Source organism: Erwinia sorbitola, assembly GCF_009738185.1.
Lineage (GTDB): Bacteria > Pseudomonadota > Gammaproteobacteria > Enterobacterales > Enterobacteriaceae > Erwinia > Erwinia sorbitola.
Genome location: NZ_CP046509.1, coordinates 1,362,619 through 1,378,686 on the forward strand (window position 1 = coordinate 1,362,619; position 16,068 = coordinate 1,378,686).

At 53.1% G+C, this 16,068-nt stretch carries 13 protein-coding genes; 6 read left to right on the forward strand and 7 right to left on the reverse strand.

What is annotated here, in order from left to right:
• Window positions 1-38: 38 nt before the first annotated feature.
• Entirely contained in the window at window positions 39-1,025 is a 987-nt protein-coding gene (locus tag GN242_RS06165) for an autoinducer 2 ABC transporter substrate-binding protein (RefSeq protein WP_154753980.1), read from the reverse strand.
• A gap of 553 nt (window positions 1,026-1,578) precedes the next feature.
• On the opposite strand from GN242_RS06165, the gene GN242_RS06170 reads away from it, so the two are divergent.
• Both GN242_RS06170 and GN242_RS06175 read left to right on the forward strand, forming a co-directional pair.
• Entirely contained in the window at window positions 1,579-2,772 is a 1,194-nt protein-coding gene (locus tag GN242_RS06170) for an MFS transporter (protein ID WP_154753979.1), read from the forward strand.
• Window positions 2,773-2,937: 165 nt separating this feature from the next.
• Window positions 2,938-4,386, forward strand: a complete 1,449-nt coding sequence (locus GN242_RS06175) for a sugar porter family MFS transporter (protein ID WP_154753978.1) — start codon at window positions 2,938-2,940, stop codon at window positions 4,384-4,386.
• Between the two features lie 53 nt (window positions 4,387-4,439).
• Here the strand turns inward: GN242_RS06175 and flk are convergent, their stop codons facing one another.
• The 6 genes from flk to GN242_RS06205 form a co-directional block, all read right to left on the reverse strand.
• Complete coding sequence (gene flk, locus GN242_RS06180; RefSeq protein WP_154753977.1) at window positions 4,440-5,489, reverse strand: flagella biosynthesis regulator Flk; 1,050 nt, start codon at window positions 5,487-5,489, stop codon at window positions 4,440-4,442.
• A gap of 142 nt (window positions 5,490-5,631) precedes the next feature.
• A complete protein-coding gene (locus GN242_RS06185; protein WP_156287069.1) occupies window positions 5,632-6,666 on the reverse strand; it encodes a fimbrial protein in 1,035 nt (344 codons plus the stop codon).
• A gap of 15 nt (window positions 6,667-6,681) precedes the next feature.
• Entirely contained in the window at window positions 6,682-9,234 is a 2,553-nt protein-coding gene (locus GN242_RS06190) for a fimbria/pilus outer membrane usher protein (protein WP_154753975.1), read from the reverse strand.
• 41 nt (window positions 9,235-9,275) lie between these two features.
• On the reverse strand, window positions 9,276-10,046 hold the full coding sequence (locus GN242_RS06195; RefSeq protein WP_156287070.1) for a fimbrial biogenesis chaperone: 771 nt from the start codon (window positions 10,044-10,046) through the stop codon (window positions 9,276-9,278).
• A 65-nt stretch (window positions 10,047-10,111) separates the two neighbouring features.
• Complete coding sequence (locus GN242_RS06200; protein ID WP_154753973.1) at window positions 10,112-10,642, reverse strand: fimbrial protein; 531 nt, start codon at window positions 10,640-10,642, stop codon at window positions 10,112-10,114.
• Between the two features lie 509 nt (window positions 10,643-11,151).
• Entirely contained in the window at window positions 11,152-12,027 is an 876-nt protein-coding gene (locus GN242_RS06205) for a DMT family transporter (RefSeq protein ID WP_156287071.1), read from the reverse strand.
• Between the two features lie 99 nt (window positions 12,028-12,126).
• Here GN242_RS06205 and GN242_RS06210 point away from each other — a divergent pair, with 99 nt between their 5' ends.
• The 4 genes from GN242_RS06210 (at window position 12,127) to truA (ending at window position 16,067) form a co-directional block, all read left to right on the forward strand.
• Window positions 12,127-12,915 carry an AraC family transcriptional regulator gene (locus tag GN242_RS06210; RefSeq protein WP_156287072.1) on the forward strand — a complete coding sequence of 263 codons (789 nt, stop codon included), beginning with the start codon at window positions 12,127-12,129 and terminating at the stop codon, window positions 12,913-12,915.
• 127 nt (window positions 12,916-13,042) lie between these two features.
• Window positions 13,043-14,170 carry a 4-phosphoerythronate dehydrogenase PdxB gene (pdxB, locus tag GN242_RS06215; protein WP_156287073.1) on the forward strand — a complete coding sequence of 376 codons (1,128 nt, stop codon included), beginning with the start codon at window positions 13,043-13,045 and terminating at the stop codon, window positions 14,168-14,170.
• A 71-nt stretch (window positions 14,171-14,241) separates the two neighbouring features.
• Window positions 14,242-15,252: an aspartate-semialdehyde dehydrogenase gene (locus tag GN242_RS06220; protein ID WP_154753969.1), complete on the forward strand. Its 1,011-nt coding sequence runs from the start codon at window positions 14,242-14,244 to the stop codon at window positions 15,250-15,252.
• The gene (gene truA, locus GN242_RS06225; RefSeq protein ID WP_154753968.1) at window positions 15,252-16,067 is read left to right on the forward strand and encodes a tRNA pseudouridine(38-40) synthase TruA; all 816 of its coding nucleotides are present in this window, start codon (window positions 15,252-15,254) and stop codon (window positions 16,065-16,067) included. The genes GN242_RS06220 and truA overlap by 1 nt, the downstream gene beginning before the upstream one ends.
• Window position 16,068: the final 1 nt, after the last annotated feature.

A 16,068-nucleotide genomic window follows, 5' to 3' on the forward strand; every position in this document is an offset into this window, starting at 1 on the left:
TGGAGTGGATAAGGGCCAGCATAACTGGCCCAAAACGATCAGAAGCCGAGGGATTTCGCGTTATCTTTGGTCACTTCGAGAATGCGATTAAAGCGGATCACATGGTGCTCCATATCCACATCGGCTTTACCCAGCCCGTCAATGGTCAGATCCGGCGTGACCTGTTTGCCGTCCAGCAGCTGATCGGCAAGGCTCACCAGGGCAAATCCGGCATCTTTCGGATCCCACAGCAGTGCTTTTTTGATGTCACCACTTGCCAGGTATGGCGCAGCCTGCGCTGGCATGGCGATGCCGACCACGGCGATTTTATTTTTCGCACGTTTACTTTTCACCGCCTGCCCGGCACCGATCGGGCCGAGTGAACCGAAGCCGATAATCCCTTTCAGATCGGGGTAAGTACGCATCAGATCGAGAGTGGTGGCGTAGGATTTATCGATACTTTCCGCTACCGGCAGGCGCGAGGTAACCTCGTGCATTTCTGGGTATTTTTCTTTCTGATACTTAATGGCTGCATCGGCCCACGCGTTATGCAGTGGCACGGTGAGTGAACCTACATAGATGGCATAGCCGCCTTTGCCGCCCATATTACTGGCCAGCTCATCCATATTTTTCTCGGCGTATTTCACGCTGTCGATGGTTTCAATATCCCACTGCCCGATGGGCTGGTCAGGGGATTCATGAGTCAGCACCACAATGCCCTGGTCGCGTGCTTTCTTCAGCACCGGTTCCAGCACTTTTGCATCGTTTGGCACCACGATAATTGCATCCACTTTTTTAGCGATCAGGTCTTCAATGACTTTAACCTGTTGCGCCGGATCGGCCGTTGAACCACCCACCTGGTAAGCATTCACATCCAGTTTTTTGGCGGCTTCATCCACGCCTACAGCCATACGGGTGAACCACGGAATGCCGGTCACTTTTGCCACCAGAGCGATATCATGTTTTTCTGCGGCCAGCAGCGGGGTGGCGAACAACATGCAGGCGGAGACTACACATGCATTGAGTAACGAGAGATTGAATTTCATAGCGGTACCTTGTTATCCGGATCGTTGTTTTAGTCAGGTAAGGGGTGGCATTGACCACCGGGTCAAGATAGCAAGAACATTTTGGCAAAGATGGCGGGGAGAGGCAGAAGTGTGATCGGTAACTTTTTTTGTAAGGTTTTATAATAAATCGTGTTAATTAAGTGTTTCATTGAATGATTTTGTTGGTTTTTTACTACGCTAAGATGTTATTTAAGTGTTAATAAAAATATATAATAACAAGATTTTAACAATCCAGGTTCGGTGGCCGAAAGATAATCGCAGGCCAGGAGGGAAAGTGTGACTTTTGCGTAATATTATTGGCGTAATGGGAGCTGCCTCGCTGTTTCACCGCTCAGGCAAGCCATTTAACCTCACCCGGAGAGGAAGGCGATAACGTAATTTCATTACGTGCTGCGAGCTTTCTCACGAACAGCCCATGTAATATTGACGCTATGAAATTTTTTAGCCACTCTCTATTGCTTTGAAAATAAAATTCTATTCAGATCAGCGCAACGGCACAGGCTGTGCCGCCGGTGTTACCAGGAGAAGTTTCATGTCCAGCCGCAATAATGAAAGTCCGCAAACGGCAACCCGCGCCCTTGCACGAATCTCCTTTGCCGTATTTCTTACCTATCTGACGGCGGGTCTCGCGCTGCCAGTGATCCCTTTGTATGTCCATCAGGAACTGGGAATGAATAATGTGATGGTGGGGATTGCCGTTGGTATTCAGTTTTTTGCCACACTGTTGAGCCGTGGCTATGCCGGGCGGCTGGCCGATCAGCGCGGGGCAAAGCGTTCGACCTTACAGGGGATGCTGGCGCTCGGGCTGGTGGGCGTTGCCTATCTGCTGGCGGCACTGCTGCCGCTGCCGGTGATGGGAAAGTTTGCCCTGCTGGTGGCAGGCAGGTTGCTGCTGGGTTTTGGCGAAAGTCAGCTGCTGACCGGCAATCTTACCTGGGGAATGGGGCTGGTAGGGCCAAAGCGCGGGGGGCAGGTGATGTCCTGGAATGGCATGGCGATTTATGGGGCGCTGGCTGCCGGAGCACCCCTGGGTCTGTGGCTGCACAGCCAGTGGGGTTTTATGGCGCTGGGCGTGGCAACTATTCTGCTGCCGGTAGTGGCGCTGCTATTTAACACCGGCGTGCGTGCGGTGCCAGTTCACGGCGGTGAGCGTCCGCCACTGTGGAAGGTGGTGGGGCAGATCGCTCAACCAGGTCTGGCGCTGGCGTTGCAGGGCACCGGTTTTGCCGTTATCGGTACCTTTACTTCGCTCTACTTTGCCGATCAGCAGTGGGGGAACGCTGGTTTTGCGCTGACGGCTTTCGGCGTGGCGTTTGTGCTGGTGCGTGTGCTGTTTGGTGGCCTGCCGGACAGGCTTGGCGGTATTCGCGTAGCGCTGATTTCGCTGGTGGTGGAAGCCTGCGGGTTACTGCTGTTAGGTGCGGCATCCAATGGCTGGGTGGCGCTGGCGGGTGCCGCGCTGACCGGCTGCGGCTGTTCGCTGGTGTTCCCGGCGCTGGGGGTGGAGGTGCTGAAACGCGTAGCGCCCCAGGTGCGGGGCACGGCGCTGGGTGGATTTTCGGCGTTTCAGGATATCGCCTATGGTGCCAGCGGCCCGCTGGCTGGCGTGCTGGCGACCAGCCTCGGCTACGGTTCGGTATTTGTCGCCGGATCGCTCTGCGCGCTGGCGGGCATCGCTGTCACTTTCAGCTTCTCACGCGGTGCCGTCAGCAGCCCCGGCGGCTGAGTGCCCGCCCGGGCTGCTGTTTACTGGTCGATTACGGCTGTTAATTTCCTCCTGAATATGGCGAAAACTGTGACGGAGTCTACACTTTCTGCGCGACTCACCGTTTAGCGCTGGTTTCACTATAAAAGTGAGCGCCACAGATCTTTCTTCTTATTCAGGGATTTTATGAACACAATATCCAATGACTCATCAGACGATGAGTCTGCACGCGCGGTTACCGTGCGGCAGCGAATTTTCTTTGTGGTGCTGGTTGCCACGATGGGCGCACTGGCATTTGGTTATGACACCGGCATTATCTCCGGAGCTTTACCTTATATGTCTGCGCCTGCCGACCAGGGTGGGTTGGGCCTGACCTCGTTTACTGAGGGGCTGGTTGCCTCTTCACTGGTATTTGGTGCGGCACTGGGTTCATTTCTTAGCGGTTTCTTCTCTGACAAATTTGGCCGACGTATTACCCTGCGTAGCCTGGCCGTACTGTTTGTCCTCGGTTCACTCGGTACTGCGCTGGCACCCACTGTTCCGGTCATGGTTGCTATGCGCTTCCTGCTCGGCATTGCTGTTGGCGGCGGTTCGGCTACGGTTCCGGTATTTATTGCGGAAATCGCCGGGCCTAAGCTGCGGGCACCGCTGGTTAGTCGCAATGAGCTGATGATTGTTACCGGCCAGCTCATTGCCTATGTTGCCAGCACCTTACTCAGCTATCTGCTGCATGATGAACATCTCTGGCGCTATATGCTGGCAATTGCCATGATCCCCGGGCTGCTGCTGTTTATCGGTACCTTCTTTGTTCCTGCCTCGCCGCACTGGATGGTGGCGGAAGGGCGACTGCATGAGGCAAAGAAAATCTTGAAACACCTGCGCGAGACGCCGCGTGAGGTACGTAAAGAGATGAATGAGATGAAAAAGCAGGCGCGAAAAGCGGAGCGCGGGCCGGATGTCAGGACGCTGATCAGAGAAAAGTGGGTGCTGCGTCTGCTGTTAATCGGCATGGGGCTGGGTTTTGTTATCCAGTTTACCGGCGTTAACGGCTTTATGTATTACACCCCGATTATTCTCAAATCTACCGGGCTGGGCACCAGTGCAGCCATCGCCGCAACCATCGGCAATGGCGTGGTGTCGGTAATTGCTACCTTTGTCGGCATCTGGGCGGTCAGCCGCTTCCCGCGCCGAAAAATGCTGATGACCGGGCTGTTTTTTGTGATCACCGCGCAGGTGTTGCTGGGGCTGGTGATGACGCTGGTACCCGTGGGGTTAACTCAGAGCTATATGGCGCTGGGGCTGATTCTGCTGTTCCTGTTCTTTATGCAGATGTGCATATCGCCGGTGTACTGGCTGCTGATGTCAGAGCTGTTCCCGATGCAGTTACGCGGTGCGCTAACCGGAACGGCGGTATCCATGCAGTGGATTTTTAATGCGATTGTTGCGTTCAGCTTCCCGCCGCTGATGGCTTTTGCTGGCAGTAAGGTCTTCTTTATCTTTGCCATTATCAATATTGGCTCGCTGGCTTTTGTGGCACTCATGCTGCCTGAAACCCGTGGAAAAAGTCTGGAAGAGATCGAGCAGCATATGCGCGATAAATTTGGTGAGAAGAACGTAAGCGAAGAGCCAGCGTAACGATGAAGCGGCAGGCTCAAATTGTGTTATCTGAGCCTGCCGCTTAAGGTGAATTAAAACAGCATCCACAGTGCCAGAACCAGCAGGAACAGCACGGCAAAGGCGGTAAATACCGGCCGGTTCGCCAGGGGTTGCAGCACCGGTGGCAGTGCGCCCCAAAATGGAATAACGATCGGCTGCGGCTTAATTTCACTGTCGGCCAGATGCTGCTCTTGCAGACGTTCTGCACGGCGGCTGAAAAGCAGATTGAGCAGATCCTGCGTTTGAGTGGGTGTCAGCAGCGTCTGCGGAGTGACGTTAAAGCGCTGCTGGCTGTAGTCCTCCAGCATCCGCTGTTCACCTGCATCCGGCGGCTGTTTCAGCGTGGCGGTCAGCTGCGCCAGCGTGGTTGCAGCGTGCTGGCTCAGGGTATGGCTGGCCTGTAAATACTGGTTCATCAGCGGGAAAATACGTGAAGGAATGGGATCGCCGCTGTGCAGATTAACCACTTTTAATAGCGCAGCCCACAGTTTAACCGGCTGTTCCCCGGTGGCCGCTGCCAGGCGTGAAATCTGCTGATTTAGCGTCTGATGTTCGGCCGGAAGCAGTGAGCGGTCGGTAACGCGGTTCTGCTGTGGCTGCGGAATAGCCATCTGGCCATTTTGTAACATCGTCAACACCTGGCGCAGCTGATCCGGGTTGAGCGAACTGAGCACGGTATGGCCGAATTGCTGACGGATAAAATCGCTGACAGCCTGGCGGTTATTGCCGGTCGGCAACAAATCAGTCAGCTGTTGCAGCAGCTGGCGCGTGGCGTGGGTATTCTGTACCTGCGACAGACGAGTATTGAGGAACTGCTCCGCAGGCGGAAAATGACGCGCCTGAAGCCCCGCATCATTTTTCACTCCAACCTCGTGGCGCAGTCCGGCCCACAGCTCTGCAGATTTCAGCGAACTAAGCGACATAATCTTAACGATCAGGCGTTCCAGCGTGGTGCGCTGTGCGGGTGTGAGAGGCTGTTCGCCGGTTCCCGCACTGGTGCCCGGGCGGGCAGCGCCGGGCCTGGCATCAATAGCCGGGCGATCGCCGGGTAACGGCGCACCGGGGCCGCTTATAGGTTGCATGGCGAAGTCCTTCAGTCAGAGTCAACGTCCGGGGGGCGCCGGAGCAAAATGGTTATCCGCTATGATAACAACCCCGCCCGGTGATAGGTAGAGGAAGGGGGGACAATTGCGGCGCTTTACTGCTTTTTTTAATCTTGCCTGCTTACATGTAGTGCAGAGTCCATGTAACGATGCCGTTGGCCTTTCCGGCAGTGATGCGTTTTTCAGTCTGATAATAGCGTGCCCGCAGTGAGACAGTCACCACGCCGCTGGTGAGCGGATAGCTGGCGATTTGCCAGCGTTTACCTATTTCAACCGGGAGAGTGCTGGTGGCGTGTAATATTTGCAGCGCTATGCCGCTGGCGGTGTTTGTCTCTTTACTGAGAGCGATCAAACCGGGAGTTGTTGCATCAGCAGGGCGGGTACCAGCGAGTTGCATCATCACGTTGAAATCACCGGAGACGTCGGTATCGCAGAGAAAATTCAGTGCGAAGGCCTGACCCTTATTAACTGAGCCGATACCGGATCCCAGCCCGCCTCCGCTGCGGATCCTCACCGGACCCAGCGCAACACTAAATGAGGATGGCCCCTGAATCCGGCAGCTGTGAGCAATAAATGTCAGGCCGGAAGTGGCATCCAGCATTACAAATTTCGCACTTTTTACCCCGCTCTCCGCGCCAATACGGAAAAGCTCAATGCGCGGTTTGATTGGAGTGACTTGCTCCGGGCGACTCGGTGTTTTTGCGGTTTTGACAATCTCAACGGCGACATCGAGCGAAAAACGCTGCCAGGTGCGCGGCGGCATTTGCCGAGCGGCATTGTGATTATTGATGGTTATCCCGGTATTGACGACGCTGTACTCACTCCCGCGATCGCCGTTGATCGTGGTGTAGAGCGTTAAACCATTACCCAGTGTTTGCGTACTGGTCTGGCGAACAAAAAAAGCCACTTCATCCTCCTGCTGAAGAGGATCGCTGATACTGCACAAGACGTTGATGGTGAAGGTCTGGTTAAATACTGTACGGCCAATGGGCAGGGAAGCGGAGAGCTTGATACCGTTGCTGCCATTAAAGGTTACCAGGGGAAATGGGTCGCGAATGTCCGGAATACACTTCAGCGAACTTGCTGCGGTATTCAGGCTTAAGCATGACAGTGCCAATACGACAACACCTGACAGAAGTACTTTACGATTTTTCATTTCAACGACTCATTGTTAGAGAGTGGATGTCGGCAGGCAGGGCTGTTCAAAACGTTCAAAGCCGTTTTGCGCATCCACCAGAGGGCTGAGATGTACTTTCAGCATGCATATCTCCTCATCACCTGATGTCACTCGCAGACGCGAATCTCCCGCTGGCAGACGGACATAAATGATATCGCCCTGAGCAACCAACCCGAGATTTGTTCCCTCTTCATCCAGAACGCTGGCACCGAAAGGCAGACTTTGGCCGTCAGGCAGGGTGGTGTGAATCAGCACCGGGCGTCCGCGCGAGGTGGAAAAGTTGACCTTAACCAGTGCCCCGCTATGTGGCACAATTTGCTGTTGGGTACTTTTCAATTCAACATCCAGCGGCAACTCCTGCGGATCGAGCCTGATATCATTTAGCCGGTAAGGCATAAGATAAGGTACTAACGCGCGTCCTTGATGGTTAAGCGTTAATCCTGAATGACCTTCAACATGGGCACCGGTGGCATAAGGTGCATCAACCAGTGCCATGGTTTCGCTGTGCCATGGCCCGGCGGTTATCCCGTCATGCAGGATGGCGACGGAGCCTTGCAAACCCGTAGACCAGGAATGACTTTGCCGACCTTTTTCCACCGTTCCCTGTATTGAGGTGTAAGGGGTATACAAGCTGGCCGCCGCGTTAGCGGTTGTTCTTTGCTTCTTGTCATGCCGCATTCCTACTGAGTAATCAAACTGTTGGTGAGCACCTAGCGAGCTGTTGAGATTAGCCTGGCTTGAGAGCCCGTCAGCATCGTGGCTGAAGTTCATATTAAGATGTGTTTGCGGTGAACCGCCGCCCAGGGGAACAGAAAGCCCCAGCGTGTATTGTGTCTCTGCGCCGTCGCGTGCATTAACCCGGTTCACCGAGAATGACCAGCTCACTGAGCGAAAACTGTTGCTGTAACCCATCTGTAGTTGATTATTACTACCGCCTTTACCCCAGTAACTCTGCCGTATAGCCGTGAGATAGAGCTGACCCCAGTTATCTTTAAATCCCTGTGACAGGCTGGCGGAGATCCGGCTGCGAGGTGAATAAAAGAGATATTCTGCTTCGTCCGCCTTGCGACGTGTGTCGTGGTCGATGACCTGCATAGCATTTTTCAGATCGAGATAACCTGAAGATGAAAAGCGCATAGCAGCGAATGTAACCGTGCTGTTGCTGCTGTTGAACCTTTTGCTGTAGGTGGCGCGGTAGCTCTGCCCGGTAAGATCTCGCGAGGGAGTGAATGTCTGTGCCTGCGTCACATCCAGCGCCAGCGCACCCCAGGTGCTGCCCATTGCCCCACCCAACATAAATGCATGGTAGTCAGGCGTGCTTAATATGCCGCCATAGCCGGTAATCAGGTTGTTGATGCCTCGCTGCACGGTCACCTGTGCCACTTTTTCGCGCTGCGACACATTCATATTGCGCAAAGTACCGGCGCTGAAACTGTAACGTGTGATCCCCGGTCGGATTAATTGCGGAACGGCGGCATACGGCACCATAAATTGATTGATCCGCCCGTCTGACTCATGAACGGTCACAACGAGATCGCCACCGTAACCCGTCGGATAGAGGTCATCAATGTTGAACGGCCCTGGGGAAACGGTCGTTTCATACAGCAGCGTATTATTCTGACGTATGCTGACGCGCGCATTCGTTTCGGCCACGCCGCGGATCATGGGGGCATAGCCGCGCCTGGAGTCAGGCAGCATATTATCGTCGCTGTATAACGTTACGCCACGCAGAGAAAAGCTATCAAACAGATTACCGCTGGTGTCGGTATCGCCCACGATAATGCGCGATTTCAGCGGGCTGATACCGTATTCGACGTAATTACGTAAACTGCTGTAGTGAGCACCGCTCTCTTCATCCCAGCTTAATGACCCACGATGGCGGAACATCAATCCCAGAATATTAAGACTAATATTGTCACCGTTGTAGAACGAACGATAGACGCTACCTCCCTGTTTTGACTGATAATAGTTGTTGTCATATCCCAGGATAAGGGCGTTCACACCTTTGTCCCACAGTAATGGGGAAACTTCATTCTGTGCCTGACGTTCCAAAAGTGCCTGAGGGACAGAAATGACCATATGCAGGGTTGATGTATTGATATGGGCGCTGGCGTCAGGGATCCAGTGTTCCAGGCCGTAGCATTGGTCGGCATCGTCCAGCTGCTGCCATTTATTACTATCGATCTCTTCTGCTCTGAGCGGAATCAGATTCATTAACGGGCGGGTGGTACATATCACTGACTTGCCTTCTATTTTTCTGACCAGCAGCCGCATATGGCCGATGTTTTTTTCGTTAAGCAATATCCCTACGTCGTAATAACCCGGCGGAATAGAGTGGCGATGGCTAAACTGGGTGACATCGATCTGCTCACCCATTCCTGCTGGTAAAAAATTGGCATCAAAGGTGGCGAACCCGTCGCTGGTGTTGGCGTATGCCCCCAGTTGGATGCCTGATCCCAGCAGCCCGACCAGAAATAGTCTGTGCACCGAGTTAAGAGATAAATCAATGCTCCGTACAGGAGTGGAAGTAAACAATGTCCTGAGCATTTAGCTCTCCATGTGACAAGGCATCGCTCATGAGGCGTGTCTTATCTGGTTTTTTGTGTTGTTTTTATCGTGATGACACTTCCATGGTCATTGATCGCTTCGTAGCGTATTTCATCATTTTTAATGTTGTCAGGAAGAGCCGTAAATCTGAATTCGGCAGCGCTTCCTGGCGCGATCATCTCGCCCTTGAGACTTTTTATTTCTTTTTTATTTCTCTCAATTTTTACATTGGAGATATTTACAAAATAGGGTGACGGATTATTCACCACCAGCACCGTTTTTGGTGCAGAAGGGGAATACTTCCATTGCAAATCATAGAATGCTTTCTTTGCTCCTTCTGCGCTGAGAGCAGGCGGACGAAAGAAGACTTTTAATCTGCTACGGATTGCCATCTGTAACATATTGGCATCAGGGGTATCCGTATTTTTTGGCGGAATGTCCAGAATATTTAGCCAAAAAATAGACTCTTTATCCTGGGGTAATGATGCACCGCCGGTCCAGGTAAGTCTTAGCGTCTGTCCACTATTAGGTTCAACTCGTATAATTGGTGGAGTGAGAACAAATGGGACGGAAGTATTATTAAATGAGGACTTATCATCACCATCATCAATCCAGGATTGTATAAGTGAAGGTCTCTCCGCATCATTAGTTAGCTGAATATTTACTTCACGCTGATCTTGCGGATAGATCACGCGCGTTGCATGAATGATAACGTTAGCATTGGCCTGATGAACGATAACTGCAAAAGGTAACAAAATACAAGCAGGCAGGAGTTTATAAGCTCTCTGGTGCAGATTTCTTACAACGGACATGGTAGCGACTCGTGTTAGCGATAAGAATAAAAGTGCAAGAGTAAACTCTTGCACTTGGCACTAATTTAGAAATAACTTAACGAGTAGTTAACGAGGGTGTTCACATCACCACCGGTTACCTGGTCAGTAGCGAAGTAACGAGCGTAGTAATGCAGGGAAGCCTTACCATCTACGATATTGAACGATGGGCCTGAACTCTGTGGATTATTCAGGTTGATCGCACTACGAGTTGAGTCAAGCAGCTGAACCTGAACGTTCCCAGCGGTACCGGTGTTTGCCAGGTTACCTGTAGTCGGGTCGGTGTGTGCACTATCAAACACTGCACGTACGTTTTCCGTTGGGTTCTGACAATCTGTCAGACTCATCGTAATAGGCTTCTCAGCACCTACTGCACCGTTTGTGGTCAGTGATGTGGCAGAAACAGGATCAAATGTTACTGCCGTGTTGGCAGAAGCGCTGCCGTTAACACTAATAGCACATGTGGTATTGGTAATTTCACCGGTGAAAGTGATTGTTCCGTCTGCGGCTGCAATAGCTGAAGCAGGGATGGCAATAACAGCGGCCAGTGAAGTTGCCAGTAATAATTTTTTCATCATAATATCCTTTTGATTAACATTAACTATTCCTAAATCACAGAAGCTCCTGTAGAAGGAACTCTGTTACATCCCACTCCTCTTGCAGTGAGTGGGATATTTAGTTACCTGGCTGGTAACTAAATTTGGTGCTGGTGTTAAGTAAAAGTGGCAAATGCCAGTAAGTATTAAATGATCTGTTAATAACGTTGTTATCTTAATTATAAAGATGACAAGAGGGAGTATTTTCCTTTTGTTACCATAAACAGACTGTGTTTTTAATTATGAAAAAACATTTCATTTCCATTAAGGCGTTTTTGTTAAGGAGAAGAGTAGTCTCTATGGAGATTTTTGGAATAGTAATTAATCCAAAGTAGATCTTATTTGCTTTTATGTTTTATTGGAAAGTATTTCAATATAAATTGAGATGATGCAGGCTTATTTCTATTTAAAAGTTAGAATGATCTGAGCGGCTATTTTTAATAACCGCAAAAGTGGCAGGGCAGATTAATGTAGAACTATTTAGCGAGGTACTACTTTTTAATCAATGGATTACGTAGCTTCTGAGCGATAATAACCCCAGCAAGTGCGATCCCTCCGCCGATAAAATGGTAGCTATGTAATGACTCGTGCAGGAAGGTAACTGCGATAACTGCGGTAAATATGGGAACCAGATTCATAAAAATGCTGGCGGTGCTGGCCCCCAGACGCATTACCCCCTGAATCCACAGGAAGGGGGCAATGACCGAAGCAGGAACGGCGGCAAACAGCACCAGAGGGATATTTTGTGCATTGAGTGATATATCTGGAGCCATCAGGAAATTTGGTGTGAGTAACAGCACGCCGAATGCCACCTGTACCCACAAACTTTGCCAGTTTGGCAGCGGAATCGCCCACCGTTTGGTCAATACGCCATACAGAGCATAGGAAGCGGAGGCGGCAAACATCATCACCTCACCCTTGCCTAACCCGTGTGATAACAGCTGTGCCGGTTCTCCTTCACTGACCAGCCAGACCAGACCGCAAAATGAGAGAATACTGCCCAACAGGATGCCCTGTGTCGGGGCCAGACGCATCACTACTACGCTTAATAACACCGTGAGTAATGGGATTAGCGCATTCAGAATACCCATAAATAGCGCGCTGACGCTGTGCGCAGCGTAATAAGCCAGACTCTGATACAGCACCATGCCCAGCAGTCCGAGCACCAGTAGTTTCCACCACGACTGTTTAATTTGCTGGCGGTGGCGCAAGACCCCGGGCAGGGCAAAAGGGGTTAACACCGCGAGAGCTATCACCCAGCGATAGAAGGAGATCGCCGCTGGATCGATCGCCGTTGCCGACATTTTGCTGACAACCGCATTGACCGACCAGATCAGCACGGCCAGCAGGGGAAACAAAAAACTCATCAGTTTTCTCTTAAGGAGGGAGTGAGAAGTGCAGTGTAGACTTGTCGTGTTTAATACAGATAACGATAATAAGACAAAAGCATTCCTGAACCGGACAAGATGATACAGCAACTGACCTATGTCGCCCCTGTTGATGCCGACAGGCTAAGGCTCTTTTTTCGCTATGAGCAGGCTAATGCATGTACGGAATATCTGCCGCATTACCATCGCTGGGGGCAGGTGATCTTTGTCACATGCAATGTGCTTGAAATGCAGGTTGAAGGTGAGCGTTTGCTGACGCCTCCAGGCCTGCCCATCTGGATTCCGCCCGGCCAGCAGCACGCCAGCTATAACCGCAAGCAGGCGCATTTTCGCACCTTGAATATTGCTGCTGATGCCTGCAAGGGGCTGCCGAATCGCGCCTGCCTGCTGCGCGTCAGCCCGGTAGTGCATGCGATTATCAACGATTGTGCGGCACGTCAGCTGCTGGTGCCGCAGACTGCTGAGGATTTACGTCTGTGCGATGTACTGCTCGATCAGCTACAGATGGCAGAGAGCCAGCAAAGTTACCTGCCTTCCACCGCTGATAAGATCCTCGGCCCGGTTTTGCAGGCGCTGGAACAGAACCCGGCGGATAACACCACGCTCGCAGAGTGGGCCAGACGGGTCTATTCCACCGAGCGCACGCTTTCCCGGCGCTGTCAGTCACTGCTTGGCATGTCCTTTAGCGAGTGGCGACAGCGCCTGCGCTTTCTGCATGCGATCTCCTGCCTGGAACAGGGAAAAAGCGTACAGGAGGTGGCGCTCGATCTTGGTTACAGCTCGGCTTCGGCGCTCATTGTAATGTTCCAGCAGCACGCGGGCACGACACCTGAGCGCTATCGCATTCAGCGTTCTTTGGCGCTGTAAACATGAATCTGTGCGGTTGATTGTTACGATCGTCTCTTTTTATGCAACCAGACGCATCTGCGGGTTATTCGCTTTACCGCTTTATGGCAGAATAACGCCCCTCACTGACTCCAGCTGGAAACCGATTGTGAAAATCCTCGTTGATGAAAATATGCCGTATGCACGTGAACTGTTCAGCCGTACCGGCGATGTCATGGCCGTGCCGGGCCGTCCGATCCCGCAGGCAGAGCTGGATGATGCGGACGGCTTGATGGTGCGATCGGTGACTAAAGTGAATGCGGATCTGCTCAACGGTAAGCCGGTAAAATTTGTCGGTACGGCGACCGCCGGTACTGACCATATAGACGAGGCCTGGCTCAATCAGCAGGGTATCGCCTTTTCGGCAGCCCCGGGCTGTAACGCCATTGCGGTGGTTGAATATGTCTTTTCTGCTCTGCTGCTGCTGGCCGAGCGCGATGGTTTCCAGTTATCCGACCGTACGGTAGGTATTGTTGGGGTAGGGAACGTTGGCGGTCGCCTGCAGGCGCGCCTTGAGGCGCTGGGCATTCGCACCTTGCTCTGCGACCCACCCCGTGCCGAACGTGGCGACGACGGCGAATTCCTGCCGCTGGCGCAGCTGGTGGCTGAGGCGGACGTGCTGACCTTCCATACTCCGCTGTTTAAACAGGGCCCATACCAGACGCTGCATATGGCCGATGAGCCACTGCTGATGGCGCTGAAACCCGGTACTATTTTAATTAACGCCTGCCGTGGCCCGGTAGTGGATAACGCCGCCCTGCTGAAGGTGCTGGGGCTGCGCGACGATCTCAGCGTAGTGCTGGACGTCTGGGAGCCGGAGCCGGAACTGTCGCTGCCGCTGCTGGAAAAAGTGGACATTGCTACCGCTCATATTGCCGGTTACACCCTGGAAGGAAAGGCGCGCGGCACTACGCAGGTATTTGAAGCCTGGACGCAGTTTATCGGCCAGCCGCAGCAGGTGGCACTGGAGACGCTGCTGCCTGCGCCGGAGTTTGGGCGAATTACGCTGCGGGGCGAACTGGATCAGCCAACGCTGAAACGTCTGGTACATCTGGTGTATGATGTGCGCCGCGATGATGCGCCACTGCGCCACGTAGCGGCAATTCCGGGCGAATTTGATCGCCTGCGGAAGAATTATCAGGAGCGTCGCGAGTGGTCTTCGCTGCGGGTTGAGTGCGATAACATCGACACCGCCGCGCTGCTGAACAAGCTGGGCTTTAATGCCATCAGCCTTTAAGTCTTTTCTGAATCTTCAGGCGGTGAACTCACCGCCTTCTATTTTTGTGTCATTGTCTGGAGTAAACCAACATGTCTGACGGCTGGAATATCGCAATCTTAGGTGCGACAGGCGCAGTAGGGGGAGCTTTACTGGAATTGCTGGCGGAACGCCAGTTCCCGGTTGGTGAGCTGTATGCGCTGTCAAGCGAGCGTAGTGCGGGCGAAGTGCTGCGCTATGAAGGTAAATCTGTACGGGTTACCGATGCGGCAGAATTTGACTGGACGCAGGTGCAGCTGGCATTTTTCGTTGCCGGACGCGAAGCCTCGGCGCGATACGCCGATGATGCGGCCAATTCAGGTTGCCTGGTGATCGACAGCAGCGATCTGTTCGCGCTGGAGCCTGATGTCCCGCTGGTTGTGCCGGACGTAAACCCGCAGGTGCTGGCCGACTATCGCAACCGCAATATTATCAGCGTGGCCGATGCGTTAACCAGCCAGCTACTGTGCGCTATTAAACCGCTGGTCGATCAGGCTGGGTTAGGGCGTTTACAGGTGACCAACCTGCTGGCGGCATCTTCACATGGTAAGGCGGCGGTGGATTCGCTGGCTGGTGAGAGCGCGCGCCTGCTGAATGGACTGCCTGCGGAAGAGGGCTACTTTGGCCGTCAGCTGGCGTTCAACGTGCTGCCGCTGGTAGCGGATAGTGAAGGGAGCGTGCCCCATGAGCGTCGCCTGGTTGAGCAGGTACGTAAAGTGCTGCAAGACGAGGGATTGCCCATTGCAGTGAGCACCATTCAGGCACCGGTATTCTACGGTAATGCGCAGATTGTCTATATTGAAAACCTGCGCCCGATGTCATCCGAAGAGGCACGTGATGCCCTGAGCCAGATGGAAGATATCAACCTGACTGCGGAAAATGACTTCCCGACACAGGTTGGCGATGCCTCCGGCAGTGCCCATCTCAGCATTGGCAGCCTGCGTAATGATTATGGTATTCCCGAGCTGTTACAGTTCTGGTCAGTCGCTGATAACGTCCGTTTTGGCGGTGCGTTAATGGCGGTGAAAACTGCTGAGAAGCTGGTGCAGGAGTATTTCTACTAATGTCCGACATCGCCGTGCCACAGCCGACCATAAAACTGGCGCTGGGCATTGAATATGACGGGAGCCGCTACTTTGGCTGGCAGCGGCAGAATGAAGTGCGCAGCGTGCAGGAAAAACTGGAACAGGCGTTGTCGAAAGTCGCCGATCATCCGGTAGAAGTGCTATGTGCCGGGCGTACCGATGCCGGGGTACATGGCACGGGGCAGGTGGTGCACTTTGAAACCACCTCGCAGCGTAAAGACGCAGCCTGGACGCTGGGCGTCAACACCAATCTGCCGGAAGATATTGCGGTGCGCTGGGTGAAAGCGGTGCCGGAGGATTTCCATGCCCGTTTCAGCGCCACTGCACGCCGCTATCGCTATGTGATTTATAACCATCGGCTGCGTCCGGCGATTCTGGCCGGTGGCGTGACGCATTTTTATCATCCCCTGGATGTGGAAAGAATGCAGCGCGCCGGGCAGTGCCTGTTGGGTGAGAACGATTTTACTTCGTTTCGCGCCGTGCAGTGTCAGTCGCGAACGCCGATGCGCAACGTCATGCATCTTAATGTCAGCCGCCGCGGTGCATATGTGGTGGTAGATATTAAAGCCAATGCGTTCGTGCATCATATGGTGCGCAACATTGTTGGCAGTTTGATGGAAATTGGCTGTGGGAATCAGCCTGAAGGCTGGATGGCCGAACTGCTGGCAGCGAAAGATCGCAAGCTGGCGGCAGCGACAGGACGGGCAGAAGGCCTGTATCTGGTCGCGGTCGACTATCCCGCACGCTATGAGCTACCCCGTCCACCGATGGGACCACTGTTCCTCGGGGATTAAC